Origin of the sequence: Pseudomonas wadenswilerensis, assembly GCF_024749185.1 — a bacterium.
In the GTDB taxonomy this organism is placed as follows: Bacteria; Pseudomonadota; Gammaproteobacteria; order Pseudomonadales; family Pseudomonadaceae; genus Aquipseudomonas; species Aquipseudomonas wadenswilerensis.
In genome coordinates this window covers 868,121-886,872 of record NZ_CP087191.1, presented here as the reverse complement: position 1 = coordinate 886,872, position 18,752 = coordinate 868,121, and the positions used below count along the sequence as shown (strand labels likewise).

16 protein-coding genes and 1 riboswitch are annotated in these 18,752 nt (G+C 62.8%); of the genes, 5 read left to right on the top strand and 11 right to left on the bottom strand.

What is annotated here, in order from left to right; genetic code table 11:
• Nucleotides 1-36 precede the first annotated feature (36 nt).
• The 10 genes from LOY45_RS03975 to LOY45_RS03930 all read right to left on the bottom strand — a co-directional run bounded on the left by LOY45_RS03975 (nt 37) and on the right by LOY45_RS03930 (nt 13,764).
• A complete protein-coding gene (locus LOY45_RS03975; protein WP_258578775.1) occupies nt 37-222 on the bottom strand; it encodes a hypothetical protein in 186 nt (61 codons plus the stop codon).
• Nucleotides 223-663: 441 nt separating this feature from the next.
• A complete protein-coding gene (locus tag LOY45_RS03970; RefSeq protein WP_115088716.1) occupies nt 664-1,359 on the bottom strand; it encodes a YiaD family glycine zipper/OmpA-like lipoprotein in 696 nt (231 codons plus the stop codon).
• Nucleotides 1,360-1,454: 95 nt separating this feature from the next.
• Nucleotides 1,455-2,099: an MBL fold metallo-hydrolase gene (locus LOY45_RS03965; protein ID WP_233674490.1), complete on the bottom strand. Its 645-nt coding sequence runs from the start codon at nt 2,097-2,099 to the stop codon at nt 1,455-1,457.
• Between the two features lie 98 nt (nt 2,100-2,197).
• Nucleotides 2,198-2,890, bottom strand: a complete 693-nt coding sequence (locus LOY45_RS03960; protein ID WP_115088718.1) for a sensor histidine kinase — start codon at nt 2,888-2,890, stop codon at nt 2,198-2,200.
• Nucleotides 2,887-4,494: a tetratricopeptide repeat-containing response regulator gene (locus tag LOY45_RS03955; protein WP_258578774.1), complete on the bottom strand. Its 1,608-nt coding sequence runs from the start codon at nt 4,492-4,494 to the stop codon at nt 2,887-2,889. Before LOY45_RS03955 ends, LOY45_RS03960 begins: the two co-directional genes overlap by 4 nt.
• A gap of 273 nt (nt 4,495-4,767) precedes the next feature.
• The gene (locus LOY45_RS03950) at nt 4,768-7,491 is read right to left on the bottom strand and encodes a winged helix-turn-helix domain-containing protein (protein ID WP_115088720.1); all 2,724 of its coding nucleotides are present in this window, start codon (nt 7,489-7,491) and stop codon (nt 4,768-4,770) included.
• Nucleotides 7,492-7,695: 204 nt separating this feature from the next.
• Nucleotides 7,696-9,060 carry a DUF1329 domain-containing protein gene (locus LOY45_RS03945; RefSeq protein ID WP_115088892.1) on the bottom strand — a complete coding sequence of 455 codons (1,365 nt, stop codon included), beginning with the start codon at nt 9,058-9,060 and terminating at the stop codon, nt 7,696-7,698.
• Between the two features lie 27 nt (nt 9,061-9,087).
• Entirely contained in the window at nt 9,088-10,986 is a 1,899-nt protein-coding gene (locus tag LOY45_RS03940) for a DUF1302 domain-containing protein (RefSeq protein ID WP_115088721.1), read from the bottom strand.
• A gap of 335 nt (nt 10,987-11,321) precedes the next feature.
• Nucleotides 11,322-13,004, bottom strand: a complete 1,683-nt coding sequence (locus LOY45_RS03935; RefSeq protein ID WP_115088722.1) for a fatty acid--CoA ligase — start codon at nt 13,002-13,004, stop codon at nt 11,322-11,324.
• 130 nt (nt 13,005-13,134) lie between these two features.
• On the bottom strand, nt 13,135-13,764 hold the full coding sequence (locus LOY45_RS03930) for a LysE family transporter (protein ID WP_233674620.1): 630 nt from the start codon (nt 13,762-13,764) through the stop codon (nt 13,135-13,137).
• A gap of 147 nt (nt 13,765-13,911) precedes the next feature.
• Between LOY45_RS03930 and LOY45_RS03925 the strand changes: the two genes are divergently transcribed.
• From LOY45_RS03925 to LOY45_RS03905, 5 genes are all read left to right on the top strand, one after another.
• Nucleotides 13,912-14,490 carry an NAD(P)H-dependent oxidoreductase gene (locus tag LOY45_RS03925; RefSeq protein WP_115088724.1) on the top strand — a complete coding sequence of 193 codons (579 nt, stop codon included), beginning with the start codon at nt 13,912-13,914 and terminating at the stop codon, nt 14,488-14,490.
• Nucleotides 14,491-14,501: 11 nt separating this feature from the next.
• Nucleotides 14,502-14,870, top strand: coding sequence for a MerR family transcriptional regulator (locus LOY45_RS03920; protein WP_115088725.1), 369 nt, complete (start codon nt 14,502-14,504; stop codon nt 14,868-14,870).
• A 20-nt stretch (nt 14,871-14,890) separates the two neighbouring features.
• A complete protein-coding gene (locus LOY45_RS03915; protein WP_115088726.1) occupies nt 14,891-15,853 on the top strand; it encodes a 2-hydroxyacid dehydrogenase in 963 nt (320 codons plus the stop codon).
• A 51-nt stretch (nt 15,854-15,904) separates the two neighbouring features.
• On the top strand, nt 15,905-16,903 hold the full coding sequence (locus LOY45_RS03910) for a class I SAM-dependent methyltransferase (protein ID WP_258578773.1): 999 nt from the start codon (nt 15,905-15,907) through the stop codon (nt 16,901-16,903).
• A 38-nt stretch (nt 16,904-16,941) separates the two neighbouring features.
• Nucleotides 16,942-17,063: riboswitch (yybP-ykoY riboswitch) on the top strand.
• 87 nt (nt 17,064-17,150) lie between these two features.
• Complete coding sequence (locus LOY45_RS03905) at nt 17,151-17,738, top strand: TMEM165/GDT1 family protein (RefSeq protein WP_115088728.1); 588 nt, start codon at nt 17,151-17,153, stop codon at nt 17,736-17,738.
• Nucleotides 17,739-17,849: 111 nt separating this feature from the next.
• On the opposite strand, the gene LOY45_RS03900 is transcribed toward LOY45_RS03905, so the two are convergent.
• The gene (locus LOY45_RS03900) at nt 17,850-18,665 is read right to left on the bottom strand and encodes a M48 family metallopeptidase (RefSeq protein WP_010225775.1); all 816 of its coding nucleotides are present in this window, start codon (nt 18,663-18,665) and stop codon (nt 17,850-17,852) included.
• Nucleotides 18,666-18,752: the final 87 nt, after the last annotated feature.

The window sequence follows — 18,752 nt, the reverse complement described above, 5'->3', positions numbered from 1 at the left end:
GGCCTTGCCAGCGATCGAGCGCAACGCGCTCGCAACTCAGGCGCCGCCTGGCATCCTGATCAAACGGCTCTCCAGCCCATCGAGCAACGCATCAACCAATGCCTTGGCCATTTCATGGGAATGCAGGGTCGCCTGAAGAAACCCTCGCCCCGGCTCACGGGTATGCTCGACCGCCAGCGGCCCGGTCAGGCTTGCGCACTTCAAATACAGCGACGCATGCACCAGCGCATCTTCGACACGATCTTTTTCATGATGAAGCTCCTGATGTTAAGGGAGCTGCACCATCAATGTCGCCAAACAGAAATGGTGGCAGCTGTACGCAGGTTGGCGAACCGAGACATCAGGACAACCCGGCAGGGCCGAAGCCCTCCTGCGCACAACTGCCATAACGACTGACGTCATGGAAGCAGGATGATGTACTCGGGTCGCCAAACCCGATCGCTGATACATCAGCGACCCAGTGAGCCTAGTGGCGTACTTCCCCCGGAGCAATCATCTGCAGGGCGACAGAATTCGTAGGATAGGTCCTGGGACGCTCAAACTACCAGCCCAAGGCTGTTGCAGGATGCTAGCCAGGCCTCTGTGGGAGCTGGCTTGCCAGCGATGAGGTCACTGCAGGCACAAAAAAGGGGAGCCAGGCTCCCCTTCTTCACATCTTGCGACTTACTGGTACTGCTGCCCGGGAATCGGCTTGAGGTTGACCTCTACCCGACGGTTCTGCGCGCGGCCGTTGGCGTCGGCGTTGCTGGCGATAGGCTGGTCCGGGCCCAGGCCGCGGGCGCTGACGCGGCTGCCATCGACACCCTGGGAGGTCAGGTAGGTGACCACCGATTGTGCACGACGCTGGGACAGGTCCATGTTGTGCTGGCGGCTGCCGGTGCTGTCGGTGTAGCCGACCACTTCAATGGTGTTCTGGTTGAACTGCTTGAAGGAGTTGGCCAGGTTGTTCAGCGGCGAGTAGAAGCTCGGGGCAATGTTGGCCGAGTCGGTGGCAAAGGTGATGTTGCCCGGCATGATCAGTTTGATCTGGTCGCCCTGGCGTTGAACCTCGACACCGGTGTTGGCCATGCTTTCACGCAGCGCGGCCTCCTGCTTGTCGGCGTAGTAACCATAACCTGCGGCGGCAGCACCGACGGCGGCAGCGCCGATCAGCGCACCTTTGCCGCGGTTGTTATGGTCGATGGCAGCACCGGCAATGGCACCGGCCAGCGCGCCCAGGCCGCCGTACTTGGCGGTTTTGCTCATCCCTGTGGAGCCCTGCTGCGCCTGACCCTGGCTGTCATACGGGTTTTGGCTGGCACAACCGGACATCAGCGCGGCAGCGGTAGCGACGATAATCAAACGACGCATGGTGAACATGGACAAGCTCCTACTGTAATTCGAAAGTGCAGCGGATCTGATTCGGATCTATGCCAGCCTTGGATTGCAGCAAAGCGAAAAAATTCCCTTAACGGTCAGGCGCGCACGAACGGGTTCTGGCGCATCTCGTCGCCCAGGCGGGTATCCGGACCATGCCCGGTCACCACCGTGGCCTGTTCATCCAGGCTGTACAGGCGCTGCTTGATCGAACGAACGATAGTCGCCTGATCGCCACCCCACAAATCGGTGCGACCAATCCCACGCCGAAAAAGCGTATCGCCTGCAATCAGCAGCTTGGCGTCAGCGAACCAGAAACTCATCGAGCCCGGCGTATGACCCGGGGTGTGCAAGGCCACGCCACAGCCGCAGGCCAGCTCTTCATCGTCGGCCAGCCAGCGGTCCGGTGCCGGCACCGGGGTGTAGGGCACGCCGAACATCTGGCACTGCATTTCCAGGTTGTCCCAGAGGAACTGGTCGTCCTTGTGCAGGTGCAAGGTGGCGCCGGTCATCTCCTTCAGCTGCCCGGAGGCGAGGAAGTGATCAAGGTGCGCGTGGGTATGGATGATGCTCACCACTTTCAGGCCATGGGCGTCCAGGCGGGCGAGGATCTGCTCAGGGTTGCCACCCGGGTCGACGACGAGGGCCTTTTTGCTGATCGGGTCGCCGATGATGGTGCAGTTGCACTGCAAAGGGCCGACGGGGAAGGTTTCGCGGATCAGGGCGGGTTTTGCCGGGTTCATCGGAGCAATCCTGTGGAGCAAATGACGGAGTGTCGCACAGGCCGGTTGTGCCTGCGACGACGCTCGTCACTTCACTTCAAGAAGTCGCTCGCCACGCTTCATGGCAGATAAAGCCTGAACAGCCCTCCCCCCAAGGCCCCGCCATTGGCAATCTCGATCCGCCCTTTCACCCCGTTGCGTTCATGCAACGCGGCAATCCGTGCCGCGAAGTACAGGCCCAGGCCGGTGCTGCCGCTCTGGCCATCGATACCCTGCACATACTCCTGCTGACGCTCGAGCATGCGCGCCGGGAAGCCCGGGCCGTCATCGTTGATGCTCAGCACCAACTGTTCGCCTTCGTCACTGACGCTGATCAGCAAGGTGTGCCCGGCATAGCGAATGGCGTTGTTGAGGATGTTGGCAACCACCGAACCGACCAGTTCGCGGTCGAAAAAGCCCAGCGGGCTGGCGGTTTCGATGCGCCAGCTGGCGAGGATGTCGCGGTGCTGCAGCAGGTTCTGCTGGGCGGCGAGCTGGGCTTCGATAAAGTCGTCGAGCTCATGATAGTCGGGGCACATCGGCAGTTGGTTGACGCCCAGTTTGTACAGGCCCAGCAACTGCACCAGCATGCCGTTGAGGTGGCTGAATTCGTGCTCCATCACCCCCTGTTCGCTGCCACTGCGCAGGGCCTCCGGCAAGCGCGCCAACCACTGGCTGTGAGCCTGGGTCAGGGCGGCGAGGGAGTTCTTCATGTCGTGTACGGTGGAGGCGATCACCGTGGAAAAATCCAGCCCCTGGTTGTCCTGGTTCATGCGCCAAAGGCCCGAATGTGCAGTTTGCGGTAGCGATCGTAACGGTTGTCGCTTTTCGGGATGCCGGTCACGCTGCCCAGGCACGCGCGGCACTCGTCCATGATCGCCGGCGGCGGTGTCTCACCACCGATGCGCAACAGCGCCTGTGCGGTGTTGAGGGCGATGCTGATGTTCTTCGGCTGCAGCGTCAGTGCCCGGCGGAACTGCGCCAGGGCTTCGCTGAGCTGACCGGCCTGGTAGCTGCGCACGCCCTGGCGGTTGAGGTCGACCGCTTCAGTGACTGCGCCGAGTACCGCCGGATCATCAGTCAGCTGTGCCACGCTCTGCATCACCTTGGGGTCGTCACCGTAGGTTTCCACGCAGCCCTTGAGAATCGCGGTACCGGCAGATTCCTGGCCCAGTTTCTGCAGTTGCGTGGCCACTACCAGCGCCGCTTCCACCGAGAAAAACTGGTCCATCTTCTCCAGCCGGGCCATGGCCTGTTCGGTCAGTTTGGCGGCGGTTTCGGCGTCGCCGGCCTGCTGCAGGCTGGCGGCTTTCATCAACCGCGCGCGCACCTGCAGGCCCTGGTCTTCGACATTCTCTTTGGCCACTTCGCTGAGCACGGTGTTGATCTCGACCCGGGTGCGCGCATCCAGGCCGTTGCCGGCGTTCTTGTTCATCAGGGCCTGGACCAGCCCGAGGTTGCTCTCCGGGTCCTTGTAACGCGAGCTCTGGCCCTGGTTGACGGCGTGCCGGTAGGCCTTGGACGAGGTGTCGTAGTCGTCGTTGCTCAGGGCCAGCTTGCCCAGCATCATCTGCCGGCGTACGGCCAGCGGCGAGAGACGCACGGCCTCTTCCAGCACGCCCTGGGCGCGCTTGCTTTCGCCCAGGGCTACCAGCACCTCGGCCAGGCCGTCGTACAGGCCGGGCATCATCGGGAAGGCCTTGAGCGCCTGCTCGTAAACGCCCTGGGCCTGGGCCAACTGGTTGCGCTTGTACAGCAGGCTGCCGAGGGCTGCAAAGGCCCAGGGCGTGGCGCGGCTGGCGATGATGGTGGTGAGAAACTTCTCCAGCTCATCGAAGCGGTTGAGGTCGCGCAGGGCATCGGCGCGGTAGCGCAGGCACAGCGGGGCGAAGCGCGGGTCCTTCTTGCACAGCTCGGCGCAGGCCGCCAGCACTTCGGCCGGGCGGCCGCGGTCCAGGGCCTGGAGGATCGGCTTGAGCAGGGTTTTGCGCTGCACCAGTTTTTCCAGGCGCTGGGCCAGGCCGATGCGGTTGAACGGCTTGGTCAGGTAGGCGTCGGGCTCGTGCTCCAGCGCGCTGAGGACGATCGCCTGGCTGCTTTCGGCAGTGACCATGAGGAACACGCACTCATGGCTGATCAGCTTGTCGAGGATCAGGTCCTCGAGCACCTGCTGGCCGTTCTTCTTGCCATCGCCCAGGTGGAAGTCCTGGAGGACAAAGTCGTAGCGCTTCTGCGCGCACATGCGCAGCGCCTGCTCACCGCTGTCGGCCGTGTCGACATCGCGTACGCCCAGCTCGCGCAGCATGGAACGGGCCGAGCTGCGAAAATCAGAGAAATCATCGACGATCAGAAAGCTTTTTTGGCTGTAGACCTGCATCCACGAGACCTGTCATGGCAAATAAAAAAATGGACGCAGAGACACCTTCACGGACAGGCTCGGCTTCGCGGGTAGATTCGCTGCGGCGGTGAATCGGGCCGCACTCGCAGAGTATCGGCCACACAGGGCGATAGCTTGAGGCTTGCAGAGCGCATATTTGGCGGACGTTCGTACCAGTCACGGAGCAAATAATGGCATTGCGCCATCATCGTTTATAGCCATTGGATAGTAAAGCGCCGCAGCCCTGCTTGCCGGTGCCGGGCCGGCGCATGGCTAATGCAGCATGCCCAACGCCTTGGCCCGGGCCACCGCCTGGGTACGACGCTCGACGCCGAGCTTGCTGTTGATATGGCTGGCGTGGGTTTTCACCGTGTGCAGGGAGATGAACAGGCGCTCGCTGATCTCCTGGTTCGAACAACCCTGGGCAATCAGTTCGAGCACGGCCATCTCGCGGGTGCTCAAGGCCTCGCTGGCGCCGCTGGCCGGTTCAATTGATTCAAGCGCGGGCAACAAGCCCAGCAAGCCGATTTGCGCCGGGCCCGGAGGCTGCAACAGCAACTGTTCGCGCAACCACTGCGGGTGATCCTGCAACAGGCGCTGGAAGGGTTGCAGCGCCCCGCCGCGAGCCGACTCCAGGGCCAGCACCAACAGGTCGCGCGCCTGGCCTTCGTTGTTGTTGGCCAGCAGCAGCACCATCCACTGGCACAGCGCGGTGACACAGAGCATCTGCCCACCACTGGCCTGGCCACGCTCCACCAGCGCCTGCAAGCGCCGCCCGGCCTGCTCCAGGCGGCCCTGGGTGCGTTCGAGCAAGGCCTGCTGCAACTCGATATGCGGCGGCAACAGCGGGTGGAACTCCGGTGCGGCCGCCGCCTGTTCGCCACCGTAGGTCTGGCCCAGGCGCAGCAGCCAGGATTCGGCCAGGTCGGTGCGGCCCTGCGCAAGCCACAGCTCGCATTTGACCAGGGTGATCATCGCCAGATAGAAAATCGGCGGCACGTCCCAGATGTGCATCAGCCGCTCGGCTTCGGCAAGCTCGGCGAAGGCTTCGGCGAATCGCCCTTCGCGGCCATCCAGCGCAGCGATCACGCAATGGCCGATCAGCACGCTGATGTCACGGCAGGCGCGGGCCTCGATCAGCCCGGCACGCAGGCGGCTACGCCCGGCCTCCGGCTGTAGCCTTGCCGCCAGTAGATAGCCCTCATACAACGTCAGTCGTGCCCGCGCCGCGTACAGCCGTTGCGCCGACAAGCCCTGCAGGCGTTGCAAGCCCTGGCGCACTTCATCCAGGGCGCGCAGCACCTCGCCGCGGGCGTGCAGCACCCGCGCCCGATCGTAATGGGCCAGGGCTTCAAATAACGGATTGCCCACCCGCTGAGCCAGTTCCAGTGCCTCACGGTTCCAGCCACGGGCGCGCCAGAAATCGGCATCGGCGATGGCCAGGTTGGACAGGGTCGAAAGGCATACAAGGCGCTGCCCGTAACGTTTGAACGGCAAGCTGTGCAGGGCTTCGGAGCAGTATTCGAGGGTGCGCTGGCGGTCGCCACGACCGCGCGCGATCACCCCGCTCAACGCCAGCCACTGGGCCAGCATGGATTTTTGCGCAGTGGCCGAAGGCGCCGGCAGGAAGCGGCTCAGGTGGCTGGCCAGTTCTTCGGCAGCATCCAGCTGCCCGGCCAGGCCCAGGGCCCAGCTGTACAACACGATCAGCCGCGGGGTGCTGATCAGCAGGCTATCGGGCAGGTCCATCTTCCAACGCAGGAGCATGCCGACGTTCTGCTCGGCCAGCAGTTGTTCTTCGGACAGGTTCTGCACCAGATTGGCGGCCACATCCAGGTGCCCGGCGCGCAGGGCCTGCTCGACGGCTTCATCGAGCAGGCCCTGGCCGTGAAACCAGCGGCAGGCACGCAAATGCAGGCTCGACAGCGGCAGGCTGGCCTGGCGGGTGCGCAGCAGGTCGGAAAACAGGTGGTGATAACGGAACCAGCGCCCGTGTTCGTCCAGCGGTACCAGGAACACCTGGTGGGCCTGCAGGTAACGGAGGATCTCGGCGCTGTCATGGCTTTCACGCAGGGCGTCGCAGAGTTCTGCGCAAAAGCGCTCCTGGCAGGCGGTGTCGTAGAGAAAGCCCTGCACTTCGGCCGGCAGTATCTCGATGACTTCTTCGAGCAGGTAATCGCGAATCAGCCCTTCGCCGCCATGCAGCGCCTGAGGCAAGGCGCTGTCGGCGCCCGCCTCGTTGGCGGCCAGCAGCCAGAAGCGCAAACCGGCGACCCAGCCATCGCTGCGCTGGATCAGGTTGTCCAGCGCCTGCCCGCGCAACACCGTGGGTTGCTGGCCAAGCACGGCGAGGGATTCATCGGTGGTCAGGCGCAGGTCCTGCTCGTTGAGCTCAAGCAACTGGCGCGACAGGCGCAGGCGCGCCAGGTGCCAGTCCGGCCGTTGCCGACTGGTCACCAGCAGCACCAGGCCAGGCGGCAGGTGATTGAGGAAGAACTGCAGGCAGCGATCGAGCACCGGCCCCTGAGCCAGGTGGTAGTCGTCCAGCACCAGTAGCAAGGGGTTATGCGGTTGCAGGTGACGAGCGAGTTCATCGAGCAGACCGTCGAGCCACTCTTCGAAAGCAAACGGCTGGTGTCGCTGACGCATCTTCAGCAGGCCCAGGGCCTGGCCGCCGAGCGCCGGGCAGTACTGCTGCAAGCCTTCGAGCAGACGCTCAAGGAAACGCCCGGGGTCGTTGTCGCGCCGACTCAACCCCAGCCACAGGCTGCTCCAGTGGTTGGGCAGGCCCTGGCAGAACTCCACCGCCAGCGAACTTTTACCGAAGCCCGCCGGTGCGTTGACCAGCAGCAAACGCCCACCGAGCCCCGCGTGCAAACGCTGGCACAAGCGCGCCCGCGGCACATGGCCTTCGGGCAGTGGCGGGCGAAAGAAACGGCCCTCCAGGATGCTCATGGCCTGGCTGGCGAACCCTTGCGTACGGGACAGATCAGTCATGGCCGGCTCGTTTTAGTTAGGGAATCTTCGGCAGTACGGATCAGGGCAGACTAGCGGGTTAAACCGCACATTTGAAGATGATTGCCCCGTTTTGCGGAAAAAAGACTACAACAAAAAACGACAAACCCGAGCCGGTCAGGATGCGCAAACAGAAACGCCCCGGCAAGCCGGGGCGTTCTGGGAGATCACACGGAGGTTTGAAGCTTAACGCACGCCTGACTGGCGAAGCGCTGCAGGCTGGAAGTCAGCCTTGGAGGCAGTGAAGCCGAAGTCGTAGGCTTTCTTTTCCTCGTTCTTCATGCCCAGGGCCAGGTAACGCCCCGATTGCAGGTCGTAGATGGCTTCCAGGGTGTACCACGGCACCTGGACGTTGTAGTAGTCCTGGGAGTGGGCCTCGGACACGCGCCACAGCTGGTTGCGACCGTCGTACTGGTCGATCACCGCGGCTTGCCAGGTGTCTTCGTCGATGTAGAAGTCACGCTTGGCGTAGATATGGCGCTGGCCCGGTTTCAGGGTCGCGACCACATGCCATACCCGGCGCAGCTCGTAACGGGTCAGGTCCTGGTTGATGTGCCCGGCCTTGAGGATATCGGCGTACTTGAGCTTCGGATCGTCGAGCTTGTAGCTGTTGGAGGCGATGAACAGCTCTTTCTTGCCTTCCAGCTTCCAGTCGTAACGGTCCGGCGCGCCGTTGTACATGTCCAGGTTGTCAGAAGTTCGCAGGCCGTCAGCAGCGGTACCAGGACCATCATAGGAAACTTGAGGTGCCTGGCGTACGCGGCGCTGGCCAGCGTTGTACACCCACGCCTTGCGTGGTTCCTTCACCTGGTCCAGCGTTTCATGAACTAGCAAGACCGTACCCGCCAGGCGCGCTGGCGCAGTTACCTCTTGTTTGAAGTAAAACAGAATGTTGCCAGGGTTACTTGGGTCGTAGTCTTTCATCCGGTCACGGAAGACGAACTGATCCTTGAAGTACACCAGGCTGTACGAGCCGCTCTGCTGCGGCGTGGCCTGGGTTACCAGGCGGGTCACGCTGCCACCGCGGTAACGGGTGATGTGGTTCCAGATCACTTCGACGCCGCTTTTCGGAATCGGGAACGGCACGGCGGTGTCGAAGTTTTCCAGGCCGTTGCCGCCACCCACCAGGTTGGTACTGGTGGCGTTTTTCTTGATTGCCGCGAACACCGCATCCGGCACGCTCGCGCCCCGGTGGGTCGGGTACACCGGCATCTTGAAGCTGTCCGGGTAGCGCTTGAACATCGCGACCTGGCCTGGGGACAGTTTGTCCTTGTACTGGTCGACGTTCTGCGCGGTGATGGTGAACTTCGGTTGCTCGGTGCCGAACGGGTCGGAAAGGAAGCCCTTGCCGTCGACGTTACCGGCGCTTTTGGAAAGCGGCTTCCAGGCGGTGATCGAGCCGTCGGCGTTGCCGGCCTTTTCCGCGCCCATCGGCGTCAGGCTGGCGCCCAGCTTGGCCGCCTCGTCGGCGGAAACCGCCGCCATGACACTGGTCGCCAACAGGGACAGGCCCAGTACACCGGCTTGCAGCAGAGTCTTGGTTGTTTTCATCTTCATGGTCGTCCTGAATCCGAATTCTTAGAAGTTCACGCCGAAGCTGAGGGCGATGAAATCGCGGTCATCCACGGTGGTGTACTTGCCGTCGAAGAAGTTGGTGTACGACAGGCTGGTGGTGTAGGTGTTCTGGTACTCAGCGTCCAGGCCCAGGCTGATCGCCTTGCGCCCTTCCTCGAAGTTGCTGCCAGGGCCTGGCGAATAACCGGAAACGTCATGCGACCAGGCCACGCTTGGCTTGAGGTTGACCCCGGCGAACACGTCGTTGTAGTCCCAGATCGCCCGGGCACGGTAGCCCCACGCGGTGCTGGTGGTGTAACCGTCGTTTTCGCAGTTGCGGCTACGGTTGGCACCCGAAGCACCAGGGCCTGCACCGTTGATGGTGCCGGTGTTGATGATCGCCGAGCAGGTGTCGAGGTTGCCGGCACCTGGGGTTGCTGGCAGCGGGCCTGGGCCATAGACCGGGTCGCGGCCGTAACGCACATCGTGGGCACTTTCCAGGCCGCCGACATGGGTCACGCCCACTTCACCCACCACGGTCAGACGGCTGGCGCCCATGACCTGGTCGAAGAAGTGCGTCAGGGTGGTCTGGAACTGGGTGATTTCCTTGCGACGGTAGCCGTGCAGGTCCTGGCCCGGTACACCGTTGAGCAGCGAGGCATTGGCCAGGGTACCGCCGATCGGGCGTACGCCGGCGTAGAGGATATCGGTGGTGTTGAGCTGCACCGGCGCGTTTGGCCGGTAGCTGATTTCACCGCTCCACGCCGTACCGGTAGGCAAGGTGGTGGAGAAGCTCAGGCCGTACAGGCGGATGTCTTCCGGGTACTCGACGAAGTAGCTGGAGTTGCCGGCGACGATCAGCGGCGCCAACGGACGCAGTGCTGCCGGCAGCCCGGCCAGACCGGCATAGACGCGCGGATCGGCACCGTGGGCGCTGAAGATCGGCGCACGGCTGTGGTAGTTCATGAAGTAGGCGCCGAATTCGGTACCCAGCGGGTCGTACATGTAGCGGAAGGCCACACCGAACTGGCCGCTGTCACGCGCATCGCGGTCAGGGCCACGGGCGACCTTCACACCTTCGCCGTTGACGTCCACACCCTGGGTAGCGAGGAATCCGCGGGCGGCCGCTGGCAACGCATTGGCGCTGTTGAGCACGCGCAGGTTGTCGGTACAGCCGTCGGCAATGATGTCCGGCTGGGAGAAGAAGGTGCCGCAGTTGTCGACGACGGTCTGGTCCCATTCGATCTGGTAGAAGGCTTCGGCCGAGAGATTGTCGGTCAGGCTCTGGGACACGTAGAACATGTTGACCGGAATCAGGCCTTCCTTCACCTCGGCGCCCGGGCGACGGAATGCGGCGACGTCGATCGGGTTGATCGAGTTGATACCGTTGCCAATGAAGGTACTTTCACCCCAGCTGACCACCTGCTTGCCCAGACGCACCGAGCCCGGCTGATCGGCGATGGAGTAGTTGTGATAGACGAAGGCGTCGAGGATCTGCCCGCCGGACGACTTGGCGCCCTCTTTGCGGTTGGAATCGCTGATGTCCTTGAACTCGCGATGCTCATCCTTGAGTTCGAAGTCGTACCAGTACTTGCCACGGACGAATACCCCGGTATCGCCGTACTTGAGCTCCAGGTCATGGATGCCCTTGAAGATCTTCGAGAAGGTCTCACCGCGCTTGAAGTTCAGGTGGCCGTCATCGGAGGTTTGCGACAGGCCCTTGCCGCCGTTGTTGACGCCGATAAGGTTCTTGTTCGGGCTGGCTGTCGACCAGCTCGCCCCCACCGACAGCGACGAGTCGAACGAGCCTTCGATTTCACCGATGTTGAAACTGACGCCGAATGCAGGACCGGCGAGCGTAGAAGCGAGGCTGACGGCCAGGGGTAGTTTCGCCCGGCGCCAGAACAGATTTGCTGATGTCATCGACGCTACTCCATGTACTTTATTTTTATGGCAGTGAGTCCTTTGCAGAAACGCATCGGTCGAGCGGTGTGAGCGCACCTTTTTGCTCGAGCGAGTGGCTGGGCACATGCATGTGCGATCCCCCCGTTCCTGAAAATCCCCTGAACCGACTATAGCCAGCAGGTTGAACTGCTTGATCCCTCTAAAGTGTGATTTGCATCCCAACCCCTCTGGCGTGGTCTGCATGACCGGCCACTACGCTGGCAGGGGGAAGAATGGCTTAATTTTGTCATTTGACAAGGCGGCCATGCGTCTGGCGTGCGGGTCGCGCCGAATCAGGCGCGACCCGCCAGCTTTTATAGGGTCGAGAGGAAAGTGCTGTTACTGGCTTGCAACTGGCTGATGTCCAGGCGGATGCGCTTCTTGTCGAGCTTGCCGACGCTGGTCTTGGGAATTTCAGTAACAAGGGCAATCTGGCTGGGGATCGCCCACTTGTTGATGTGCCCCAGTTCCACGAACGGCTTGAGGTGTTCCTTGAGCGCCTTGGCGTCGATGCTCTGGCCTTCGTGGATCACCAGCAGGGCAAATGGCCGCTCACCCCACTGCGGATCGGCGACACCGACCACCGCCACTTCGCGGACCGCTGGGTGGCGGCTGATCAGGTCTTCAAGCTCCAGTGACGAGATCCACTCACCGCCGGTCTTGATCACGTCCTTGATGCGGTCGCGGATATCGATCACGCCCATGCTGTCGAGGGTGGCGACGTCACCGGTGTGCAGCCAGCCGCCCTGCCAGAGTTCGGCGCCTTTCTCGGGCTCGCGGAAGTAACCCATGGTCAGCCAGGGTGCGCGCAGCACCAGCTCGCCCTGGCTCTCGCCATCGGCCGGGAGGAAGTTGCCGTTGCCGTCGACAATCGCGGTTTCCACCAGCGGCACCGGTACCCCGGCCTTGATCCGGTAGGTGATGCATTCGTCTTCGCTACCGGCCAGCAGCTCGTCGTTGAGGTGGGCGCAGGCCACCAGCGGGCAGGTCTCGGACATGCCGTAGGCGGCGGTCAGCTGAATCCCGTGAGCCTTGGCCGCCTCGTACAGGGCGCGGTTCAGGGCACTGCCGCCAATGATGATTTTCCAGCCGCCGAAGTCCTGTTGCTGGGCGCCCTTGGCGTTGAGCAGCATCTGCAGGATGGTCGGTACGCAGTGCGAGAAGGTCACCTTCTCGTTGCGCCACAGCTCACAGAGCATCTCCGGCTCGTAACGCCCCGGGTAGACCTGCTTGATGCCAAGCATGGTCGCCACGTAGGGGATGCCCCAGGCGTGGACGTGGAACATCGGGGTGATGGGCATGTACACATCGTTGCTGCCGAGCAGGCGCACGCTGTCGATACTGCCGGTTACCGAAGCTGCCGCCAGGGTGTGCAGCACCAGTTGCCGGTGGGTGAAATACACCCCTTTTGGGTTCCCGGTGGTGCCAGTGGTGTAGAAAGTGGTGGCGATCGAGTTCTCGTCGAAATCAGGGAAGTCGTACACCGGGCTGGCCGCCGCCAGGAGTTGCTCGTACTCACCGACCAGGTTGGGCAGGTCGGCGGTTTTCTGCTCGCCATCGGTCAGCAGCAGGGTTTTCTCGACCGTGGTCAGTTGCCCGGCGATGGCCTGGTAAAGGCCGACAAAGTCGCTGTTGACCAGCACGAAGCGGTCATCGGCGTGATTCATGGTGTAGAGGACCTGCTCCGGTGACAGGCGCACGTTGATGGTGTGCACCACCGCGCCGATCATCGGAATGGCGAACATGCATTCGAGGTAGCGATGGCTGTCCCAGTCCATCACTGCCACGGTGTCACCGGCCTTGACTCCCGCCTCGGTGAGCACATTGGCCAGCCGCGCGATGCGCTCGTTGAGGGTCAGGTAGCTGTAGCGCAGTTGATCGCGGTAGACGATTTCGCGGGTTTTCTCGTAGCGGCTGCCGGACAGCAACAGGCGCTTGATCAACAGCGGAAACTGATAGGCGCCCTCGGCGGGAGGGATGACGCGAGTCTGCAACATAGGAGTCCCTTTTCTAGAGTGCACAGGCTGGGCAAGACATGTCCTACTCTAGAACGCCACAGCAGCGGCCAAATCAGCCAAAGGAATGATTTGGCTGCTGCAGGGACTAGTGGCGCTCAACCATTGCCGCTTAGTGCATCTCGGTAAAGGCGATCTTCACCCCCAGGGCAATCAGCACCGCGCCCATGGTGCGGTCGAACCAGTGGCCCATGCGCGCAAAGGCGGCGCGTACCCGCTGTTGGCTGAACAGCATGGCCACCAGGCAGAACCACAGGCCGGTAGCCACGGCCAGGTACGCACCATAGCCGGCCTGGATCGCCAGCGGCGTGTGCGGGTTGATGACGACGGTGAACAGCGAGAGGAAGAACAGCGTCGCCTTGGGATTCAGGCCGTTGGTCATGAAGCCTGCGACAAAGGCCGCACGTGGCGTGCGCTCGACTGTCGAGGCCTGCACGTTTTCGCTGCCAGACGCACCGGGGCGGGCGCGCAGGGCCTTGAAGCCGATGTACAGCAGGTAGGCTGCCGCCAACCACTTCAGCGCGTTGAACAGCATGATCGACTGCGACACGATCAGGCCGATACCCAGCAGCGAATAGCCCACATGCAGGAAAATCGCGGTGCCGACGCCCAAAGCGGTCCAGGTACCGGCGCGCCGGCCGTGAGTAACACTCTCGCGTACCACCACGGCAAAGTCCGGGCCGGGGCTGGCCACCGCCAGCAGGTGAATCAACGCGACAGTCAGAAATTCGGCCCAGTACATGGGGGCTCCTTGCGGCAAAGAAGGCAATCGGGGGCGCTACATTACGCTTTCGTCCTTTCCGGCAACAGTCTCTGGTGGGAGCGGGCTTGACTCTCCTCCTAAGGGCAGACGTTAACTTCAGCGCTTTTGCCCCTGGACCCGCCTTCGATGAGCAAACGAATCCTGGTGATACTCGGCCACCCTTCGCGCAACAGTTTCTGCGCTGCATTAAGCGACAGCTACATCACCAGCGCCCGCGAGCAAGGCCATGACGTCTGCCTGCTGGAGCTTGGCAACCTGGCCTTCGACCCGATCCTGCATGACGGCTATCAACAGGTGCAACCCCTGGAACCCGACCTGTTGCACGCCCAGCAATTGATCAGTTGGGCCGAGCATCTGGTGTTCGTCTTCCCGGTCTGGTGGGGCGGTATTCCAGCCCTGCTCAAAGGCTTCTTCGACCGGGTCCTGCTGCCCGGCTTCGCCTTCAAGTACCGCAGCGGCTCGCCCTTCCCTGCGCAACTGCTCAAGGGCCGCAGCGCCGACCTGCTGGTGAGCATGGATACGCCGCCCTGGTACTACCGCTGGATCTATCGCATGCCTGCTCTGCAACAGATGCGCCGCACCACCCTGGGCTTCTGTGGAATCAAGGCGAAAAAGACGTTAACGTTTGGCCCCATCATCAGCTCGACCGACCAGCAACGCGAAACCTGGCTGCAGCAGGCGCGCACGCTGGCTCGTCGGTACTAAAGGGACGTTTGATGTACATCGGCAAAGCCGCGCAACTGTCCGGGGCGACCATCAAGAGCATTCGCCACTATGAGCGCATCGGCCTGTTGCCGGCGCCCAGGCGTCAAGGGAGCTATCGCCTGTATGATCAGCAGAGCATCGCCCTGCTGAGCCTGATCAAATGCGCGCAAAAGCTCGGTTTCAGCCTCAAGGAAATGCAGGCGCTGGTCGGCGATGATCAGGCCGGGCTGCCGATGGAGCGCGTGCGCCAGGCGATTGCCGGCAAGAAAGCCCAGCTGCAGGCGCAGATCCAGGCGCTGCAGCTCCAACATCAAGGCCTGCTCGAGCTGCAAAGCAGTCTTGAGCAAAACCATTACGATTGCTTCGACTACACCGCTTGAGCCCTCACTGGAGCCGCCCTATGCCCACATCCCGTCGCGCCGTGTTTCTCGACCATAGCTCCCTGGACCTGGGTGACCTGGCACTGGATCGTCTCAAGGCCTGTTTCGATGAGCTGCAACTCTACCCGGCAACAGCGCCGGCGCAGGTCGCCGAACGCCTGCAGGGCGCAACCGTGGCGATCAGCAACAAGGTCATGATCGACGCCGCCACCCTGGCGGCCTGCCCCGAGCTGAAGCTGATCCTGGTGGCCGCCACCGGTACTAACAATGTCGACCTGCAGGCGGCCCGCGCCCAGGGTGTGGTGGTCAGCAATTGCCAGGGCTACGGCACGCCGTCGGTGGCGCAACACACCCTGACCCTGCTGCTGGCGCTGGCTACGCGCCTGAGCGACTATCAAAAGGCCGTCGCCGACGGCCAGTGGGCAAAGGCCAAACAGTTCTGCCTGCTGGACTTCCCCATCGTCGAACTGGAGGGCAAGACCCTCGGCCTGCTCGGCCATGGTGAACTGGGCGGTGCGGTAGCGCGCCTGGCCGAAGCCTTCGGCATGCGCGTATTGCTTGGCCAGTTGCCCGGCCGCCCGCCCCGCGAAGATCGAATTGCGCTGGATGAGCTGCTGCCGCAGATCGACGCCCTGACCCTGCACTGCCCGCTCAACGAACACACCCGCCACCTGATCGGTGCCCGGCAACTGGCCCTGCTCAAGCCCGGCGCCTTTGTGATCAACACCGCCCGCGGCGGCCTGATCGACGAGCAAGCACTGGCCGACGCCTTGCGTGCCGGCCACCTGGGCGGCGCGGCGACCGATGTGCTCAGTGTCGAGCCGCCGGTCAACGGCAACCCGCTGCTGGCTGCGGACATCCCGCGCCTGATTGTCACCCCGCACAGCGCCTGGGGCGCAGTCGAATCACGGCAGCGTATCGTTGAGCAATTGAGCGAAAACGCCGAGGCGTTTTTCGCCGGCAGCCCGCGCCGCCAGGTCTAAGCCAGGCCAGGCTCTGGTAAACTGCGCCACTTTTTTCAGGAGTCGCCGTCCATGGACCCGCGCAGTGAAGTGTTGCTTCGTCAGGCCGATCTTTTCCAGGGCTCGCTGTTGCTGGCCGGTTTGCCTGCCGACGACCTGCTCGGCAAATTGCCCGCGGCCCATGGCTGGAGCTGGCATGCCGGCGATCAGGCGGCGCTCGATGCACGCTTCGCCGGGCGCAGCCACTTCGGCGTAGAAGCGCCAGCCCAGGCCTTCGACGCCGCCGTCTTGTTTTTGCCCAAGTCCCGCGACCTGGCCAATTACCTGCTCAACGCCCTGGCTTCGCGTTTGGCCGGCCGTGGGCTGTACCTGGTCGGCGAGAAACGCGGCGGCATCGAAGGTGCGGCCAAGCAGCTGCACGCCTTCGGCAAGCCGCGCAAACTCGACAGCGCCCGCCATTGCCAGCTGTGGCAGGTCACGGTGGAACACGCGCCTGAAGCCAAATCACTGGAAAGCCTGGCCGAGCATTTCCAACTGGAGCTGGCCGATGGCCCGCTGCAGATCGTCAGCCTGCCGGGTGTGTTCAGCCACGGTCGCCTGGATCGCGGCAGCGCCCTGCTGCTGGAAAACCTCGATCAATTGCCCACCGGCCACGTGCTGGATTTTGGTTGTGGTGCGGGTGTCCTCGGCGCGGCCATCAAACGTCGCTATCCGCAAAACCGCATCACTTTGCTTGACGTTGATGCCTTCGCCGTCGCCAGCAGCCGCCTGACCCTGGCCGCCAATGGCCTGGAGGGTGAGGTGATCAGCGGCGACGGCATCGATGCTGCACCGCGCGAGCTGGACGTAATCATCAGCAATCCGCCGTTCCATACCGGGGTGCACACCAACTATCAGGCCTCAGAGAACCTGTTGAGAAAATCTGCCGATCATCTGAAAAAAGGCGGCGAAATGCGCCTGGTGGCCAACAGCTTCCTGCGCTATCAGCCGCTGATCGAAGAGTCCCTGGGCAACTGCAGGATCCGCGACGAAGGGCAAGGCTTTCGTATCTACCAGGCAACACGCGGTTAAAAAGAGCGCTTGCCGAAACGGATTTGCCTAGGCAGAATCCGCTCCGTCCTAGGGGAGTAGTCTCCCGCGAGCACCCAGCTCGCCCGGTACGCGTCAACATACTTGGTCCACAGACCATGGCGCGTGCGACCCACGGTCCGCACAGACGGACCCAGGGTTTGACAAGACCTATGACACGAACACCTTACCCGGGGCGGGAAGGCTGTACGTGTCATAGCCGTGTCGACCCGCCCCCGTAGGAATCCTGATGCTGGAATCATTGCTCGTCCCCACCGCGATCGTGGCCCTCGCCGAAATTGGCGACAAGACCCAATTGCTCGCGCTGATCCTTGCCGCGCGCTTTCGCAAACCCTGGCCGATCATCGCCGGTATCATCGCTGCAACCCTGGCCAACCATGCGGCTGCAGGCGCTGTCGGTGCCTGGGTCAGTACCTTCTTCAGCGCCGCTACCCTGCACTGGATTCTCGCGGCCAGCTTTGCTGCCACGGCGTTGTGGACGCTGATTCCGGACAAGATGGATGACGACGAATCCAGTACGGCACGGCGCTTCGGCCCGTTCCTGACCACCCTGATCGCGTTCTTCATCGCTGAAATCGGCGACAAGACCCAGGTCGCCACGGTGATGCTGGCGGCGCAGTATCCGCACCTGATCATGGTGATCATCGGTACCACCCTGGGCATGTTGATTGCCAACGTGCCGGTGGTACTGGCGGGTAACTTTGCTGCGGAGAAACTGCCGCTGACCCTGATCCGCCGCCTGGCTTCGGCCGCGTTCTTCGTCCTGGCCGCTGTGGCGGTGTATTCGGCGATGCAGGTCAGTGGCTGGATAGGCTGACCGGTGGTGACTTCATCGCTGGCAAGCCAGCTCCCACAGGCCTTGTATACACAGGCCCCTGTGGGAGCCGGTCTTGCCGGCGATGGGCCGCAGCGCGGCCCCGGCTATAACTTACTTGCGGGCCTGCTCGTACAACGGCATCACCTTCGGAATCGCCGCCTGCAACGACGCCTGGCGGCTCGCCGAGGCCGGGTGAGTGCTCATGAACTCCGGCTGCGAACCGCCCGAGGCCTGGGCCATCTTGTCCCACAGGCTGATCGCCGCATTCGGGTTGTAACCGGCACGGGCGGCCAGTTCCAGGCCGATCAGGTCGGCTTCATTCTCGTTAGCCCGGCTGTTGGGCAGGGTCAGGCTGTACTGCACTACAGTGTCGGCAATCGCCAGGCTGTCCTGGCCCAGGCCCAGCAAGGCTCCGGCGCCCTGGCGAGCCATCTGCACGCCATAGGCCTTGGACATCGCTTCACGGCCATGCTCGCGCAGGGCGTGGGCGATTTCATGCCCCATCACCGCAGCCAGTTCGTCATCGGTCAGCTTGAGTTTGTCGATCAGGCCGTTGTAGACGAAGATCTTGCCGCCAGGCCCGCAGTTGGCGTTGAGCTCGTCGCTCTTGATCAGGTTCACTTCCCAGTTCCACTGTGCCGCATCCGGGCGGAACTGCGGGGCCTGGGCAATCAGGCGGTTGGCGATGGCCTGCACGCGCTTGGCATTGGCGCTGCTCTTGTCTAGCACACCTTTGCTCGAGGCTTCGCCCAGGGTTTGCTGGTAGGACTGAGCGTACATCTGGTTGACCTCATCGGTCGACAGCATGCTGAACATGTATTGCTTACGCTCGACACCCACGGCGCCGCCGCTGGTGGTGTTCACCGCCTGGCAGCCAGCGAGCAGGACGCTGGCGCTCAATGCACCGATTACAAATGACTTACGCATGAAAACACTCCCTTCGAACATGCCGCGTATCCTAGGCCGACTCGGTTGAGCCCGCCATATCCCTGATGAAGATTTCTCCAGACGGTG